Here is a 16,329-nt window from a genome sequence, read left to right on the forward strand (position 1 = left end):
CGAAAGGGGCGCGCCGGCTCAGCCGGGCGGTGGTGTTGCGAGGGCCGTCATGTTCTACCTTGCAGGGCCTCCGGGCCGCATCGCGGCGCCGCGGCCCGCATGCCGGACCGCCCTGCCAACAAACCTGCCATCCACGAAACGCTCCGGCGCCGGCAGTCAGCGCCGGGGCGGCCGGCAACCTGCCGGCCCACCCCGGAAGGGGACTTACATGTTCTCGATCAGCACTTCACCGAAGCCCGAGCACGACACCTGCGTCGCACCTTCCATCAGGCGCGCGAAGTCGTACGTGACGCGCTTCTGCAGGATCGACTTCTCCATCGCGGCGATGATCGTGTCGGCTGCTTCCGTCCAGCCGAGGTGGCGCAGCATCATTTCCGCCGACAGGATCTCGGAACCCGGGTTCACGTAATCCTTGCCCGCGTACTTCGGCGCCGTGCCGTGCGTCGCCTCGAACATCGCGACCGAATCCGACAGGTTCGCACCCGGTGCGATCCCGATGCCGCCGACCTGCGCGGCCAGTGCGTCGGAGATGTAGTCGCCGTTCAGGTTCAGCGTGGCGATCACGTCGTATTCGGCCGGGCGCAGCAGGATCTGCTGCAGGAACGCATCGGCGATCGAATCCTTGATGACGATCTCGTTGCCCGTCTTCGGGTTCTTCACGCGCATCCACGGGCCGCCGTCGATCAGCTCGCCGCCGAATTCCTTCTGCGCCAGCGCGTAGCCGGCGTCACGGAACAGGCCTTCCGTGAACTTCATGATGTTGCCCTTGTGCACCAGCGTGACCGACTTGCGATCGTTGTCGATCGCGTACTGGATCGCCTTGCGCACGAGACGCTCGGTGCCTTCGGTCGACACGGGCTTGACGCCGATCCCCGAGGTTTCCGGGAAGCGGATCTTCTTCACGCCCATCTCGTCCTGCAGGAACTTGATGACCTTCTTCGCCTGCTCGGAGCCCGCGGCCCATTCGATGCCCGCGTAGATGTCTTCCGAGTTCTCGCGGAAGATCACCATGTCGATCTTTTGCGGCTCGCGCACCGGCGACGGCACGCCCTTGAAGTACTGCACCGGGCGCAGACACACGTACAGGTCGAGTTCCTGGCGCAGCGCGACGTTCAGCGAACGGATGCCGCCGCCGACCGGGGTCGTGAGCGGCCCCTTGATCGACACCACGTATTCCTTGAGCACCTGCAGCGTTTCGTCCGGGAGCCACACGTCCGGGCCGTACACCTTCGTCGCCTTCTCGCCCGCGAAGATCTCCATCCAGTGGATCTTGCGCTTGCCCTTGTAGGCATGCGCGACCGCCGCGTCGACAACCTTGATCATGACCGGCGTGATATCGAAGCCCGTACCGTCGCCTTCGATATAGGGAATGATCGGCTGATCGGAAACGTTGAGCGAGAAGTCCTTGTTGACGGTGATCTTGTCACCGCCTTCCGGAACCTTGATGTGCTGATACGGCATGATCGACTCCAGTGACGTGGCTGAGCAGGTGATGCTGGTCGAAGCTGCGCGCGCGGCGGGGGCGCGGCATGGCCACCCCGTGACGGCAACAGCGAGCCGCTATTCTAGCGCCCCAACCGGGCACTTCGGCATGAACCGCGGCACTGCGTATCAAGACCCCACTTATGTCTTATATAAGACAGAGGACTTGGCGTTCCGTATTATGCATTAAGATTCCGCCATTTGCCATAGACCGCCCGCCCCCGCCTCCCGCGGCGCGCCGGGCGGACGACCCGCCATGAACCTGATCGCCCTCAACAAGCCGTTCGGCACGATTTGCCAGTTTTCCGCGCACGAGACGCGCCCGTCGCTCGGCGACTGGGTAAAAACGCCCGGCGTCTACGCGGCCGGCCGGCTCGACGCGGACAGCGAGGGGTTGCTGCTGCTCACCGACGACGGCGCGCTGCAGGCGCGCATCGCCGAGCCGCGCCACAAGCTCGTGAAGCGCTACTGGGCACAGGTCGAGGGCGCGCCGGGCGCCGCCGACCTGAAGGCGCTCGCGCGCGGCGTCGACCTCGGCGACTACGTGACGCGGCCATGCCGCGCCGAATTCATCGAACCGCCCGACGCGCTGTGGCCGCGCAACCCGCCGATCCGCTACCGCGCCGCGATCCCGACGACGTGGATCGAACTCGCGATCACCGAAGGCAAGAACCGGCAGGTGCGCCGGATGACGGCGGCCGTCGGCTTCCCGACGTTGCGCCTGGTACGCGTCGGCATCGGTGCACTGGATATATTCGCGCTCGACATTGCACCGGGAGAAACAATCGCGCTGCCGCCGCGCGCGCCGTGGGACGGTTTCGCGCCCGCCGGATGACGAATTCGGGACGGGCGAATTTTTCGTCATCTTTTTCGTCAACCGCCCGCGAAGATCGCGCGTTAAACCACGCAGATGCCAACCTTAGCTATCCGGCATTGGCAGCCGAGCCGTGTTTGCGTCACGAAAGCGACGTTTTTATCGAATACGATTCGGCGCCCGCAGCGCAATGAGAAATTTCTCGAAGCGTCTGTCAACCGAAAGGTGGATGGCACCGTTAGACGACATGACTCCTATTGCCGGGTCATTTGGTTAATTAACTAAAGCTGAGGAACACAACATGAACAAACTGATCGCCGCTCTGGTCGCTGGCCTCTTCGCAACGGCTGCATTCGCACAAGCATCGGCTCCGGAAGCTGCTCCGGCTGCTGCTGAAGCTGCTTCGGCACCGGCTAAGCACGCTGCTAAGAAGCACCACGCAGCCAAGAAGCACCACAAGGCATCGAAGAAGGCTGCAGCAAGCGACGCAGCAGCACCGGCAGCTGCTTCGAACTAAGTAAGCTTGCTGTAATAACGCAGTCAAGAACACGCAGTCTTGCCGTTCTTACGGCGTTGAAAGGCAGATCACCGCAAGGCGATCTGCCTTTTTCTTTTTTGTGCCCGTCTGCGCGCATCGCGTACCATGCGGGTCTTGTTTTCCAGATAGGAGCCTTGCTGTGCAATTCTCCCTGCGCTCGTCGCTCGGCCGCCTTGCGCGCGCCGCCGTGTTTCCCGCCGCGCTCGCCGTCCTCGCGCTCGGCATGCAGGCCGCCAGCGCGCAAGTGCCGCCCGGCGCCAAGCAGCCGAGCGAATTCCCGCGCGTGAAGCTGCGCGCCGGCATGTACGTGATCGACGCGGCCGTCGCCGCGAACGACCCCGACCGCGAACAGGGGCTGATGTACCGTTCGCAGCTCGCGCCGAACGAAGGCATGCTGTTCGTGTTCAACGAGAACGCGGTGCACTGCTTCTGGATGAAGAACACGCTGATCCCGCTGTCGATCGCGTTCATCCGCGCGGACGGCACGATCACCGACATTGACGAGATGAAGGCCGAGACGACCGACAACCACTGCCCGCGCAACAACGGCGTCTATGCCCTCGAAATGAGCAAGGGCTGGTTCGCGGCGAAGGGCATCAAGCCCGGCATGAAGCTCGAAGGGCTGCCGCAAGCCCAGTAACGGATATCGCCGCGCCGCCGACCCGCGCCGCGTACCGACCGAAGCCGGCCGCCCGTTGCGCGCCGGCTTTTTTTCGCCTGCCGCCGCCGGCGCCCGCCTTGATTCGGCAAACACTGCCCGCATCTGCAAAAGCCACGGACAAGCGCTATCCTTTAAATCTCGCTAGTCCAGCCCGGGCCGGCCCAGCCGGCCCGCTTACGATCCGAACCTAAGGAGGTTCACGTGCCCCGCAAAACCCCCATCGAGCGCTATCGCAATATCGGGATCAGTGCTCACATCGATGCCGGCAAGACCACGACGACCGAGCGCATCCTGTTTTACACCGGCGTGAGCCACAAGATCGGTGAAGTGCACGACGGCGCGGCCACGATGGACTGGATGGAGCAGGAGCAGGAACGCGGCATCACGATCACGTCGGCCGCGACCACGGCCTTCTGGAAGGGCATGGCCGGCAACTATCCGGAGCACCGGATCAACATCATCGACACGCCCGGGCACGTCGACTTCACGATTGAAGTCGAGCGCTCGATGCGCGTGCTCGACGGCGCGTGCATGGTCTACGACTCGGTCGGCGGCGTGCAGCCGCAGTCCGAAACCGTCTGGCGCCAGGCCAACAAGTACAAGGTGCCGCGCATCGCGTTCGTCAACAAGATGGACCGCATCGGCGCCGATTTCTTCCGCGTGCAGCGGCAGATCGGCGAGCGCCTGAAAGGCGTCGCCGTGCCGATCCAGATTCCGATCGGCGCGGAGGATCATTTCCAGGGCGTCGTCGACCTCGTGAAGATGAAGGCGATCGTGTGGGACGACGAAAGCCAGGGCGTGAAGTTCACGTACGAGGACATCCCCGCGAACCTCGTCGAGCTCGCGCACGAATGGCGCGAGAAGATGGTCGAGGCCGCGGCCGAAGCCAGCGAGGAACTGCTCGAGAAGTATCTGCACGACCATGAATCGTTGACCGAGGACGAGATCAAGGCCGCGCTGCGCAAGCGCACGATCGCGAACGAGATCGTGCCGATGCTGTGCGGCAGCGCGTTCAAGAACAAGGGCGTGCAGGCGATGCTCGACGCGGTGATCGACTACCTGCCGTCGCCCGTCGACGTGCCCGCGATCCTCGGCCACGACTTCCACGATCCGGAAAAGCCGGCGGAACGTCATCCGAGCGACGACGAGCCGTTCTCGTCGCTCGCGTTCAAGATCATGACCGACCCGTTCGTCGGTCAGCTGATCTTCTTCCGTGTGTATTCGGGCGTCGTCGAATCCGGCGACACAGTGCTGAACGCGACCAAGGACAAGAAGGAACGGCTCGGCCGGATCCTGCAGATGCACGCGAACGAGCGCAAGGAAATCAAGGAAGTGCGCGCGGGCGACATCGCGGCCGCCGTCGGCCTGAAGGAAGCGACCACCGGCGACACGCTGTGCGACCCGACGAAGCCGATCATCCTCGAGAAGATGGAATTCCCGGAACCGGTGATCTCGCAGGCCGTCGAGCCGAAGACGAAGGCCGACCAGGAAAAGATGGGCCTCGCGCTGAACCGTCTCGCGCAGGAAGATCCGTCGTTCCGCGTGCAGACCGACGAAGAGTCCGGCCAGACGATCATTTCGGGGATGGGCGAGCTTCACCTCGAAATCCTGGTCGACCGGATGAAGCGTGAATTCGGCGTCGAAGCGACGGTCGGCAAGCCGCAGGTCGCGTATCGCGAGACGGTGCGCACGACGGCGTCCGACATCGAGGGCAAGTTCGTCAAGCAGTCGGGTGGCCGCGGTCAGTACGGCCATGCGGTGATCACGCTCGAGCCGAACCCCGGCAAGGGCTACGAGTTCCTCGACGAGATCAAGGGCGGCGTGATTCCGCGTGAATTCATCCCGGCCGTCGACAAGGGCATCACCGAAACGCTGAAGAGCGGCGTGCTCGCGGGCTACCCGGTCGTCGACGTGAAGGTGCACCTGACGTTCGGCTCGTACCACGACGTCGACTCGAACGAAAACGCGTTCCGGATGGCCGGTTCGATGGCGTTCAAGGAAGCGATGCGCCGTGCGAAGCCGGTGCTGCTCGAGCCGATGATGGCGGTCGAGGTCGAGACGCCCGAGGAATTCATGGGCAACGTGATGGGCGACCTGTCGAGCCGTCGCGGCATCGTGCAGGGGATGGAAGACATCGCGGGCGGCGGCGGCAAGCTCGTGCGCGCCGAGGTGCCGCTCGCGGAGATGTTCGGCTATTCGACGTCGCTGCGTTCGGCCACGCAGGGCCGCGCAACCTACACGATGGAGTTCAAGCAGTACGCGGAAACGCCGGCCAACGTATCGGAAGGCGTGATCAGCGCGAAAGTGAAGTAAGCGCGGCGCGATCTCGCGCTGTCGCACGCAGCAAGGCCCGTCCGGAACCGGACGGGCCTTTTTTCATGCGTGCACGCCGTGCGCGCGGCTTTTTTGATCGGCACGACCGGTATTTTTTTCGCGTGCCACAATGCAGCGCGATTCGTCAGATGGAACCATCCCGATGCCGCCCACCCCTGCCCTGCGCCGCCTGCTGATCCTCTATGCCGGCCTGATCGCCGCGAACGCCGCCGTCTGGCTGTGGGCGCTCGCCGTGTTGCGCGATCATCCGCTGCTGCTCGGCACCGCGGCGATCGCTTACGGGCTCGGGCTGCGTCACGCGGTCGACGCCGATCACATCGCCGCGATCGACGTTGCGACGCGCAAGCTGATGCAGGACGGCCAGCGTCCGGTGAGCGTCGGGCTGTTCTTCTCGCTCGGCCATTCGACGATCGTGATCGCCGCGACGCTCGGCATCGCGCTGACGGCATTCGCGCTGCGCGACCGGTTCGATGCGTTCCGCGAGATCGGCGGCACGATCGGCACGGCGGTATCGGCCACCTTCCTGCTCGTGCTCGCGTGCGTGAACCTGGCGATCCTGCGCGACGTGTGGCGGCGCTATCGCGGCACGCACGGGCATGGGCACGGGCACGCGCACGATGCGGCGCACGTGCACCGCCCGGCCGGGCTCGTGTCCCGGCTGCTGCGTCCGCTGTTCCGGTTCGTGTCGAAGAGCTGGCACATGTATCCGGTCGGCGTGCTGTTCGGGCTCGGTTTCGATACTGCAACCGAAATCGGCCTGCTCGCGATCGCGGCCGCACAGGCGAGCCAGGGGCTGCCGGTCTATACGGTCATGCTGTTTCCCGCGCTTTTCACCGCCGGCATGACGCTGATCGACTCGACCGATAACGTGCTGATGATTCACGCGTACGGCTGGGCGATGGACGATCCGCAGCGCAAGCTGCTCTACAACGCGAGCATCACGTTCGTGTCGGCGGCCGTCGCGCTGGCGATCGGCGGGATCGAGGCAGCCGGCCTGCTGGCCGACAAGCTGTCGCTGACGGGCCCCCTGCGCGACGCGCTCGATGCGGTCGGCGAGCGCTTCGGCTCGATCGGCTACGGCATCGTCGCCCTGTTCCTCGTCTGCTGGATCGCATCGATCCTGTTCCACCGCTGGCAGCGCGCGGCCGATGCGCCCGCGCGCTGAACTTAGCTCAGACGTTTCATTCCGGAAACAAAACTCCTACCAAAGACGTTGCATGCGCCGTCGCGCGCTGCGCGCGCCTTGTGCCGCGGGCTCAAGCGGCCGATGGCACGGATCTAGCAGATAGGGCTTCGCACGGCGGGCCCGCATGCCGCTCCGCGATCGAGGCTGGCGTCCAGCGCCGGCCCGAAGGCGATCGGCTGCCGACAGGACTACGAACCTTTACCGGCCCCCTGCACTACACGTAGATTGCCGCGCGGCGACGAGGCATCGCGCGCATGGGGAGGCCATGATGCTCAAGACGAAACGACCGTTCCGCACGACGGGACGGTGCCATCGCGCAACCTTGTTCGCCGCAGCCGCGTTCGCGTGCTGCTGCTCGTATGCCGTCGCACAGGACGCGACACCGGACTCCGCGCCCGATGCCGTTGCCGGCGCGGACGCCATCATGATGCTGGTCGACGACGCTTCGCCGTGCGCAGCGAATCCGGCTGCGTGCTCGGTGCACGTCTTCGCCGGCGGGCACGCCGGCGGGAACGGCGCAGGTGCGACCGGCAATGGCAGCGGCAGCAGCCCCAGTAGCGGAAATGGCAGTGGCGGCGGCAGCGGAAGCGGAAGCAACGGGAACGGTACCGTCGGACCTGCCGGCGTCGGCGGAACGACGAGCGGAACATCCGGCGGCACGAGCGGTTCGGGTGGCTCGGGCCGCGGTGGCAACGCGTCTGGTAACGGTGGTTCGGGAGGGTCTTCCGGGGGTGGCTCGTCCGGTGGTGGTTCTTCTGGTGGTGGTTCTTCCGGTGGTGGCTCGTCCGGTGGTGGCTCGTCCGGTGGTGGTTCTTCCGGTGGTGGTTCTTCCGGTGGTGGTTCTTCCGGTGGTGGCTCTTCCGGTGGTGGCTCTTCCGGTGGTGGCTCTTCCGGTGGTGGCTCTTCCGGTGGTGGCTCTTCCGGTGGTGGCTCTTCCGGTGGTGGCTCGTCCGGTGGCGGCTCTTCCGGTGGCGGCTCTTCCGGTGGCGGCTCTTCCGGTGGCGGTTCTTCCGGTGGCGGTTCTTCCGGTGGCGGTTCTTCCGGCGGCGGTTCTTCCGGTGGCGGCTCTTCCGGTGGCGGCTCTTCCGGTGGCGGCTCTTCCGGTGGCGGTTCTTCCGGTGGCGGTTCTTCCGGTGGCGGTTCTTCCGGCGGCGGTTCTTCCGGTGGCGGCTCTTCCGGTGGCGGCTCTTCCGGTGGCGGTTCTTCCGGTGGCGGTTCTTCCGGTGGCGGTTCTTCCGGCGGCGGTTCTTCCGGTGGCGGCGGTCACGGCAACGGTGGCGGCCATGGCAACGGTGGCGGCCATGGCGACGGCGGTGGTCACGGCGATGGGGGCGGCCACGGTGACGGCGGTGGCCACGGTGACGGCGGTGGCCACGGTGACGGCGGCGGCCACGGTGACGGCGGCGGCCACGGTGACGGCGGTGGCCATGGCAGCGGTGACGGCGGCGGTCACGGTAACGGCGGTGGCCATGGCAACGGCGATGGTGGTGGTCACGGCAATGGTGGCGGCCATGGCAACGGCGATGGCGGCGGTCACGGTGACGGCGGTGGCCATGGCAGCGGCGATGGCGGCGGTCACGGTAACGGCGGCGGCCATGGCAGCGGCGACGGCGGCGGTCACGGTAACGGCGGTGGCCATGGCAGCGGCGACGGCGGCGGTCACGGTAACGGCGGTGGTCACGGCAGCGGCGACGGCCACGGTGACGGCGGTGGCCATGGCAACGGCGATGGCGGCGGTCACGGTAACGGCGGTGGCCATGGCAACGGCGATGGCGGCGGCCACGGTGACGGCGGCCATGGCGACGGTGGCAACGGCGGCCACGGCAATGGCGGTGGCAACGGCAATGGAAACGGCAGCGGCGGCGCCGGCAATGGCGGGGCCAACGGTGTCGGCAATGGCCATGGCAGCGGGAACGGCCATGGCGGCGGTCACGGCAACGGCGGATCCTCCGGAGGCAACCACTGACCTGCCGCGTTGCCCGGCCGGGCGTCGTCAGAGCATCTCGAGCGCGCGCTTGCTGCGTGGCGGACGGAAGTACGCGTCAAGCTGCGCGCGTTCGTCGTCGCTGAACATGAAATCGAGCGCAGCCCGGTTGTCGCGCACGTGTTCGATGCGCGACGCCTTCGGGATCGCGAAAACCCCCGGCTGCGCGAGCACCCACGCAAGCGCGACGCGCATCACCGACACCCCGCGCTGCCGTGCGATCTCGTCGAGCGGCGAGCGCTTCGGCAGCCGTCCATGATCGACCGGGCTGTAGGCCATCGCCGGCATCCCGTGCCCGGCAAGCCATGGCAGCAGGTCGAATTCCGGGCCGCGCCGCGCGATGTTGTAGAGGATCTGGTTGGTCGCGCACGCGCCGCCACCGGCTTCATCGACGAGCTCGGCCATGTCGGCCGTATCGAAGTTGCTGACACCCCAGTGACGGATCTTGCCCGCGCGCTGCAGCGCTTCGAAGCCTTCGACCGTTTCGTCGAGCGGCACCGAGCCGCGCCAGTGCAGCAGATACAGGTCGAGGCGATCGGTACGCAGGCGCTTGAGGCTCGCATCGCACGCGGCAACGACACCGCGCCCGCTCGCATGGTGCGGATAGACCTTGCTGACGAGGAACACGTCGTCGCGCAGGCCCGCGAGCGCCTCGGTCGCGCCGTCGCCGTACATCTCGGCCGTATCGACCAGCGTCATCCCGAGCGCGACGCCTTCGCGCAGCGCGGCGATCTCGTCCGCGCGCCGGGCCGGCCGCTCGCCCATCTCCCACGTGCCCAGGCCAAGCTTCGGAATCGTCTCGCCGTCCGGCAGGACGACCGTGGCGATCGTGTCTGTCATGCGTTCCTCGTTGCGGATTCGTGGCCGCGCACCGCGACCCAGGCATGGAATACGACGCATCAGTGTAGTCAATCGGCGCGCAATTCACCTATTGCACGGCAAAAACCGGCTATAACGGCGCCACGTGATGACTTAGAATGGCCGCAACCTGATCGATACCCACTCCATGAAGGCATCCACGGACGACCGCTGGCAGGACCTGCGCCCCGACCCCGACAACGACACGCCGCTCTACCTGCAGCTCGCCCGCAAGCTCGGCGACGCGATCCACGACAACCGCTGGACAGCCGGTGAGGCATTGCCCTCCGAGCGCGTGCTGTCCGATGCACTGGGCGTATCGCGCATCACCGCGCGCAAGGCGATCGCGCTGCTCGTCGAGCAAGGCCTGATTCGCCGCACGCAGGGCGCCGGCAATTTCATCCAGCCGCGCTACGAGGATCCGCTGTCGCGGCTGTCGAGCTTCAGCGAAATGCTCGAACGGCGCGGCTTCAAGCCGAGCTCGCAATGGATCGCACGCGAGATCCAGCCGGCGAACCGCGACGAAGTGATCCAGCTCGGGCTGTCGCCGGCCGCATCGGTCACGCGCCTGAAGCGCCTGCGCCTCGCCGACGGCATCGTGATGGCCGTCGAGAATTCGACGTTTCCCGCGACGCTGATCCCCGATCCACAGGCAATCGGCGGGTCGCTGTACAGCTATCTCGAAGCACGCGGCACGCCGATCGTGCGCGCGCTGCAGCATTTCCGCGCGGTCAACGCGACCGACGAGATCGCCGAGCAGATGGGCATCGCACCGCACGACGCGCTGCTGCTGATCACACGAATCGGCTATACGTCGGACCAGCGCGCGATCGAACTGACCGATACCTACTGCCGCAACGACTACTACGACTTCGTCGTCGAACTGCGCAAGTAACGCCGGCCGCGCCGCCGGCGCTTACAGCCAGCACGCATCGTCGGTGCCGAGCGGCACGGACGGGCGCGCAAGCGACGGCGGTGTCACCGATAACCGCTCGGCGGGCCGCACCGCGTCGAGCATGCCGAACGGCGACGCGACGCGCTCGATCCGGTCGCATACATCGGTGCGCGCGAAATCGGGTGCCTGCAGGCCGTCCGGCACGGTACCGAACGACTGCAGCCAGCGTCCCGTCTGCGCGAGCGACAGTCGCACGTGCCAGCTTCCCCCTTCGCGTGCCCGGCGCGCGAGCGCGATCATCGCGCCGAACGCCGCGAGATAACCCGTTGCGTGATCGAGCGCCTGGCACGGCAGGTGGCGCGGCGCGTTCGCGTGTGCGGCCTGCTGTTCCTGCCACGCGATCCCGCTCGCCGACTGCACGAGACTGTCGAAGCCGCGCCGCTGCGCCCACGGCCCCGCATGCCCGTACGCGGATATCGACACGCACACGATGCCGGGCCGCCGCGCCGCCAGCGCTCGCGGCCCGAAGCCACGCGCCGCGAGCGCACCGGGCCGGTACGACTGCAGGAACACATCCGCATCACGAGCGAGCGCGTGCAGCGTATCGATGCCCGCGTCGTCGCGCAGGTCGATCCACGTCGAACGCTTGCCACGCCCGTTGTCGATCACGAGCGGCGCGATGTTCGGCAGGTGCGGGCCGTTGACGAGCAGTGTCTGCGCGCCGTGCGACGCCAGCGTGCGGCCCGCGACCGGCCCCGCGATGATCCGCGTGAGATCGAGCACGCGCACACCGGCGAGCGGCTGGCCGGCATCGCCCTCGCCGATCGGCTCGGCGGGGGCATCGCCGATCCGCTCGATCTCGAACAGCGGCAGCGCGGCGATCGCACGCGCCTGCTCGTGCGCCGCCCACTCGTCAGGCGTTCTGATCAATGCGGCGCACAGCCCGGCCTCGGCCAGCGCGGTGTCGAGTGCTGCGCCGTCCCGCGTGCGGATCGCCGCGGCGACATCGTCCCGCTGCGCGCCGCAGCCGAGCACACCGAGAATCCCCTGCAGGTGATGCGGGAAGTTTGCGTGCAACTGAATCCAGCGTCCGTCGCGCGTCTCGTAGAAGCCCGTCACCGGATGACGCAACTCCGGCGGCGGGCCGTCGTCCACGCGCAGATAGCGTTCGCTGCGGAACGCGACGAGCGCGTCGCGCACCGATACGTCGACGGTTTGCGCAACGCCCGTGCGAAGCCGATGGCATTCGGCCGCCGCGAGCCCGGCTGCCGCGATCGTCGCCGCGGCCAGCGTGCCGACCCGGAAGGTCGACGGCAGCGTCGGGTCCTGCCCCGTCACGGTCGCGCGTGCGAGCGCGTCGGGGTCGCCGTGTGCGAGCCGCCACAGATGCGTCAACGCGAATTCGGGTGTCATGGCGGGACGGGCCGTGGGGGAGACAGGATCGAGTCTAGAATTCGCGACCGTCGCGAGCAATCCTGATTGTGCGAATCGGCACCTCGCACACGGTCGTAGCGCGGATGTATCGCCAACTCCCCGGCGGGCGCAGCCGCGCCCGACATCCCCAACGCACGGCAAGTCCGCCGGCATCCTCGGTGCCGGCGTGCCCCTCCATGCGCATGTGAACCGTGCCCCGCTGCGCTCGCTGCCGGGCGGCACGGCCAGGCTCCGCTGCTACCGCGCGGACGAAATGCGGCAGTTCGCACGCCGCCGTGCCGCAGCGAAACGCTCGGGATACGTCGGCGGGCATTCGCGCGACCGGCGCATCCCGGCACCGGGCTCGCCGACCACGCGGATCGCCGATGACTGCACGGCCGGCCGGATCGCGCATGCGCCCGAGCAATACGAGGACGCAAGCCGATCCGCCAGCGCCGGGGGGCTACGTCGGCAGCGATGCGGGCGCGTGACGCCGGCCGTCGCGCCATGCGACGAGCGGCCGCCACCACGCCTGGGCGGCGCGCACGGCGGGCGCGTCGAGCGGACCGAACGCGAACGTCGCGCCGTGCGCCCCCGCGCTGACCCAGACGCGCATGCCGGGCGTGAGCGTCAGCGAATCGCCGGCGCCGAGCCAGTGATCGTCGATCCGGCCCTCGATCGTCACCCAGACCTCGCCGTCGGCCACCTCCAGCGCGGTGCGATCGACGATCCGCCACCGACCGGCCGGCTCGTCGCCTTCGATCACGTAAAGTCGCAGTTCGCGCATGGCAGCCTCCTGGTCGCACGGGTCCGATGGCACCAGTATTTCGGACAGCGGCAGCACACGGACAGATACGGCGACGAACACTTTCGGCTGAACTGTACCGGTCGCTCGACGAGGACAGGCACCCGCCGGCCGGACTTCGCACCGCCCTTGCGCCGAACCTGCACGGCGCGACGGCTTTCCCTACAATGTCGGCTGTCCCGCACCACCGCCCCGTCCCCATGTTCCAGCGCCCGCCTGCCGCCGCTCCCGGCGAAAAGAACCTCACCGTGATGCTCTGGCTCGTCGCAACGGGCTTCTTCATGCAGACGCTCGACTCGACGATCGTCAACACGGCGCTGCCGTCGATGGCCGCGAGCCTCGGCGAGTCGCCGCTGCGCATGCAATCGGTCGTGATCGCGTACTCGCTGACGATGGCGGTGATGATCCCCGTGTCGGGCTGGCTCGCCGATACCTTCGGCACGCGGCGCGTGTTCTTCAGCGCGATCCTGGTGTTCTCGCTCGGCTCGCTGCTGTGCGCGAACGCGCATACGCTGCAGCAACTCGTCGCGTTCCGCGTCGTACAGGGGGTCGGCGGCGCGATGCTGCTGCCGGTCGGACGACTCGCGGTGCTGCGCACGTTCCCGGCCGAACGCTACCTGTCCGCGTTGTCGTTCGTCGCGATTCCCGGCCTGATCGGCCCGCTGATCGGGCCGACGCTCGGCGGCTGGCTCGTGAAGATCGCGTCGTGGCACTGGATCTTCCTGATCAACGTGCCGGTCGGCGTCGCGGGCTGCATCGCGACCTTCTATTCGATGCCCGATTCGCGCAACCCGGCCGTCGGCCGCTTCGACCTGAAGGGCTATCTGCTGCTGACGATCGGCATGGTCGCGATCTCGCTGTCGCTCGACGGGCTCGCCGATCTCGGCATGCAGCACGCGGCCGTGCTCGTGCTGCTGATCCTGAGCCTTGCGTGCTTCGTCGCATACGGCCTGTACGCGGTGCGCGCGCCGCAGCCGATCTTCTCGCTCGAGCTGTTCAGGATCCACACGTTCAGCGTCGGGCTGCTCGGCAACCTGTTCGCGCGGATCGGCAGCGGCGCGATGCCGTACCTGATCCCGCTGCTGCTGCAGGTGAGCCTCGGCTACTCGGCGTTCGAGGCCGGGCTGATGATGCTGCCGGTGGCGGCGGCCGGAATGTTCTCGAAGCGGATCATCACGCGCCTGATCACGCGCTACGGCTATCGCAAGGTGCTGCTCGTGAACACGATCATGGTCGGCGTGATGATGGCGAGCTTCGCGCTGATGCGCGACACGGTGCCGGTCTGGGTGAAGGTCGTGCATCTCGCGCTGTTCGGCGGCTTCAACTCGATGCAGTTCACCGCGATGAACACGCTGACGCTCAAGGATCTCGGCACGGGCGGCGCGAGCAGCGGCAACAGCCTGTTCTCGCTCGTGCAGATGCTGTCGATGAGCCTCGGCGTCACGGTCGCGGGGGCGCTGCTCGCGACGTTCACGGGCATGCTGCGCACCGTGACGCCGAGCAACACGCTGCCGGCGTTCCATGCGACCTTCATCTGCGTCGGGATCATCACGGCCGCTTCCGCGTGGATCTTCGCGCAGCTCGCGCCCGAGATCCGCAGCACCGCGCGCAAGACCGACCCTTCCGAACGCGCGTGACGCGCGGCGCGCGCCGAACCGGGTCGGCGCGCACCATTGCGGTGCAGCGCGGGCCGTTCGATGCGCCGGCGATGACCGACGGCCCGGCCGCGACGCGCCGCCGCACGGGGTACGATGCCGTGCACGCTTCTTGCTCGCCTATTCTCTAGGTAAACTGGCAGTCTTCCTTCGGCCGACATCATGAGCATGATCGAAATCGATCCCCCCGGCTTTCAGCCGCCCCGCCCCATCGCCGGCGACGACGGGAACCGGCGCACCGTGCTGTACGGCGGCTACACCGTGTTCAGCGTGTTCCAGCCCGTTTTCTCGGTGTCGCACCGCCGCGCGATCGGCTATCACGCGTCGCTGCGTGCGCACGACGAGGACAGCCGCCAGGTGGCGTCGCACGAGGTGTTCACGCAGGCGGCGCGGCGCGGCGACCTGCTCGAGCTCGGCCGGCTCGCCGAATCGCTGCATCTCGGCAACTTCCACGCGTTCGACAGTCATGACGAATGGCTCTTCCTGAGCCTGCATCCGGCCGCGCTGATGGACACCGTCTACAGCGACGCCCTGCTCGCGAACCTGAAGGCGCTCGGGCTGCCGCCGCATCGCGTGGTGCTCGAAGTGCCCGAGCAGGCGGGCGGCGAAACGCCGCGCTACGCGGCGATCGTCGACGGGCTGCGCAAGGCCGGCTTCCTGATCGCGCTGGTCGGGTTCGGCGCGAAGCATTCGAACATCGACCGCGTGTGGCACCTGCATCCCGACATCGTCACGCTCGATCGCGGCATCCTCGCGCAGGCAAGCGAGCACTCGCATCTCGAACGCGTGCTGCCGGGGCTCGTGTCGCTGCTGCACGAATCCGGTCAGCTCGTGCTGATGGGCGGGCTCGCAACCGAGCGCGACGCGCTGATCGCCCTCGAGTGCGACGTCGATTTCGTGCAGGGCCAGTATTTCGCGGGGCCGAGCGTCGAACCGGTGCAGCCGCAGGCCGCCGCGGGCTGCATGGATACGCTGTCGGCCGCATTGCGGCTGCGCGTCGCGCAACGCGAGCGCACGCAGGCGGAACGGCTCGCGCCGTACGTCGCGGCGCTCGAGGAAGCAAGCCGGAAGCTCGGCGCGGGAGAGCCGCTTACCGATGCGGCGGCCGTCGTACTCGGGCTGCCCGAGACCGCCCGGTGTTTCCTGCTCGACGCATCGGGGCGCCAGATCGGCGACAACGTGCTCGCGCGCGGCAGCGTATCGCAGCGCGCCAAGCGCTTCCGGCCGCTGCTGCACTCGGAAGGCGCGAGCTGGGAACGGCGCCCGTACTTCATCGACGCGATGCGCGCGCCGGGCCACGTGCACCTGACGTCCCCTTACCTGTCGATCAACGAGGCGCACCTGTGCGTGACCGCGTCGATCGCCGCGCCGGTCGCGACCGGCATGCAGGTGCTGTGCGTCGACATCAACTGGGAAGCGGCACTCAACCGCGAATGAGCGCGCCGCCGCGCCGCGCTCACGCGGCGGCGGCCCTGCGCACGATCAGCCGGTGCACGCGCTTGCCGGACGATGCGCTGACGACCTCGTGATCGTCGATCACCTGCGTGCCCGCGCCGAGCGCCGCCCGCATCCGCGACGAATCGAGCAGCATGTAAAGGCGGCCGCGCTCGTCGCGCAACGCGCCGTTGCCGGCCACCCGCCAGCTCATGTACAACGTGCCGCCCGGCATCTTGGCCGCAGCACCTGCCGTGCGGCCCCCCACGC

The 16,329-nt window shown here is 67.6% G+C and carries 13 protein-coding genes and 1 pseudogene; 9 read left to right on the top strand and 5 right to left on the bottom strand.

All coding sequences use genetic code 11. The annotated features are described in order from the left end of the window. Positions 1–204: 204 nt before the first annotated feature. Positions 205–1,461, bottom strand: coding sequence for an NADP-dependent isocitrate dehydrogenase (gene icd / locus PQB87_RS14265; protein ID WP_006478026.1), 1,257 nt, complete (start codon positions 1,459–1,461; stop codon positions 205–207). Between the two features lie 277 nt (positions 1,462–1,738). On the opposite strand from icd, the gene PQB87_RS14270 reads away from it, so the two are divergent. The 6 genes from PQB87_RS14270 to PQB87_RS14295 all read left to right on the top strand — a co-directional run bounded on the left by PQB87_RS14270 (position 1,739) and on the right by PQB87_RS14295 (position 8,981). After that, positions 1,739–2,317, top strand: a complete 579-nt coding sequence (locus tag PQB87_RS14270) for a pseudouridine synthase (RefSeq protein WP_021163328.1) — start codon at positions 1,739–1,741, stop codon at positions 2,315–2,317. A 280-nt stretch (positions 2,318–2,597) separates the two neighbouring features. Further along, on the top strand, positions 2,598–2,813 hold the full coding sequence (locus PQB87_RS14275; RefSeq protein WP_011352970.1) for a hypothetical protein: 216 nt from the start codon (positions 2,598–2,600) through the stop codon (positions 2,811–2,813). 160 nt (positions 2,814–2,973) lie between these two features. Further along, positions 2,974–3,474: a DUF192 domain-containing protein gene (locus PQB87_RS14280; protein WP_027786657.1), complete on the top strand. Its 501-nt coding sequence runs from the start codon at positions 2,974–2,976 to the stop codon at positions 3,472–3,474. 222 nt (positions 3,475–3,696) lie between these two features. Further along, on the top strand, positions 3,697–5,808 hold the full coding sequence (gene fusA, locus PQB87_RS14285) for an elongation factor G (RefSeq protein WP_059686571.1): 2,112 nt from the start codon (positions 3,697–3,699) through the stop codon (positions 5,806–5,808). A gap of 163 nt (positions 5,809–5,971) precedes the next feature. After that, positions 5,972–6,994, top strand: coding sequence for a HoxN/HupN/NixA family nickel/cobalt transporter (locus PQB87_RS14290; RefSeq protein WP_196487762.1), 1,023 nt, complete (start codon positions 5,972–5,974; stop codon positions 6,992–6,994). 289 nt (positions 6,995–7,283) lie between these two features. Continuing rightward, positions 7,284–8,981, top strand: a complete 1,698-nt coding sequence (locus tag PQB87_RS14295; protein WP_489242846.1) for a hypothetical protein — start codon at positions 7,284–7,286, stop codon at positions 8,979–8,981. Between the two features lie 27 nt (positions 8,982–9,008). Here PQB87_RS14295 and PQB87_RS14300 read toward each other — a convergent pair whose 3' ends face one another. Further along, a complete protein-coding gene (locus PQB87_RS14300; RefSeq protein WP_489242211.1) occupies positions 9,009–9,839 on the bottom strand; it encodes an aldo/keto reductase in 831 nt (276 codons plus the stop codon). A 166-nt stretch (positions 9,840–10,005) separates the two neighbouring features. Between PQB87_RS14300 and PQB87_RS14305 the strand changes: the two genes are divergently transcribed. Beyond that, a complete protein-coding gene (locus PQB87_RS14305) occupies positions 10,006–10,752 on the top strand; it encodes a GntR family transcriptional regulator (RefSeq protein WP_021156386.1) in 747 nt (248 codons plus the stop codon). A gap of 21 nt (positions 10,753–10,773) precedes the next feature. On the opposite strand, the gene PQB87_RS14310 is transcribed toward PQB87_RS14305, so the two are convergent. Next, positions 10,774–12,165, bottom strand: coding sequence for a CoA transferase (locus PQB87_RS14310; protein ID WP_489242213.1), 1,392 nt, complete (start codon positions 12,163–12,165; stop codon positions 10,774–10,776). A 463-nt stretch (positions 12,166–12,628) separates the two neighbouring features. Beyond that, the gene (locus tag PQB87_RS14315; RefSeq protein ID WP_021156384.1) at positions 12,629–12,952 is read right to left on the bottom strand and encodes a DUF2917 domain-containing protein; all 324 of its coding nucleotides are present in this window, start codon (positions 12,950–12,952) and stop codon (positions 12,629–12,631) included. A gap of 218 nt (positions 12,953–13,170) precedes the next feature. On the opposite strand from PQB87_RS14315, the gene mdtD reads away from it, so the two are divergent. Beyond that, a complete protein-coding gene (gene mdtD / locus PQB87_RS14320) occupies positions 13,171–14,607 on the top strand; it encodes a multidrug transporter subunit MdtD (protein ID WP_059623909.1) in 1,437 nt (478 codons plus the stop codon). 180 nt (positions 14,608–14,787) lie between these two features. Continuing rightward, a complete protein-coding gene (locus tag PQB87_RS14325; protein WP_021156380.1) occupies positions 14,788–16,062 on the top strand; it encodes an EAL domain-containing protein in 1,275 nt (424 codons plus the stop codon). Positions 16,063–16,081: 19 nt separating this feature from the next. On the opposite strand, the pseudogene PQB87_RS14330 reads toward PQB87_RS14325, so the two are convergent. Next, positions 16,082–16,294, bottom strand: a pseudogene (locus PQB87_RS14330) (SAM-dependent methyltransferase); the annotation flags it as partial. Positions 16,295–16,329 lie beyond the last annotated feature (35 nt).

The sequence above is a fragment of the Burkholderia sp. KL41 genome (assembly GCF_057005415.2).

Bases quoted from the DNA above. Each gene is read 5' to 3' on its own strand.
- PQB87_RS14310 (WP_489242213.1), bottom strand. From the start codon at position 12,165: ATGACACCCGAATTCGCGTTGACGCATCTGTGGCGGCTCGCACACGGC.
- PQB87_RS14290 (WP_196487762.1), top strand. From the start codon at position 5,972: ATGCCGCCCACCCCTGCCCTGCGCCGCCTGCTGATCCTCTATGCCGGC.
- PQB87_RS14300 (WP_489242211.1), bottom strand. From the start codon at position 9,839: ATGACAGACACGATCGCCACGGTCGTCCTGCCGGACGGCGAGACGATT.
- PQB87_RS14270 (WP_021163328.1), top strand. From the start codon at position 1,739: ATGAACCTGATCGCCCTCAACAAGCCGTTCGGCACGATTTGCCAGTTT.
- PQB87_RS14315 (WP_021156384.1), bottom strand. From the start codon at position 12,952: ATGCGCGAACTGCGACTTTACGTGATCGAAGGCGACGAGCCGGCCGGT.
- mdtD (WP_059623909.1), top strand. From the start codon at position 13,171: ATGTTCCAGCGCCCGCCTGCCGCCGCTCCCGGCGAAAAGAACCTCACC.
- icd (WP_006478026.1), bottom strand. From the start codon at position 1,461: ATGCCGTATCAGCACATCAAGGTTCCGGAAGGCGGTGACAAGATCACC.
- PQB87_RS14305 (WP_021156386.1), top strand. From the start codon at position 10,006: ATGAAGGCATCCACGGACGACCGCTGGCAGGACCTGCGCCCCGACCCC.
- PQB87_RS14325 (WP_021156380.1), top strand. From the start codon at position 14,788: ATGAGCATGATCGAAATCGATCCCCCCGGCTTTCAGCCGCCCCGCCCC.
- PQB87_RS14295 (WP_489242846.1), top strand. From the start codon at position 7,284: ATGCTCAAGACGAAACGACCGTTCCGCACGACGGGACGGTGCCATCGC.
- PQB87_RS14275 (WP_011352970.1), top strand. From the start codon at position 2,598: ATGAACAAACTGATCGCCGCTCTGGTCGCTGGCCTCTTCGCAACGGCT.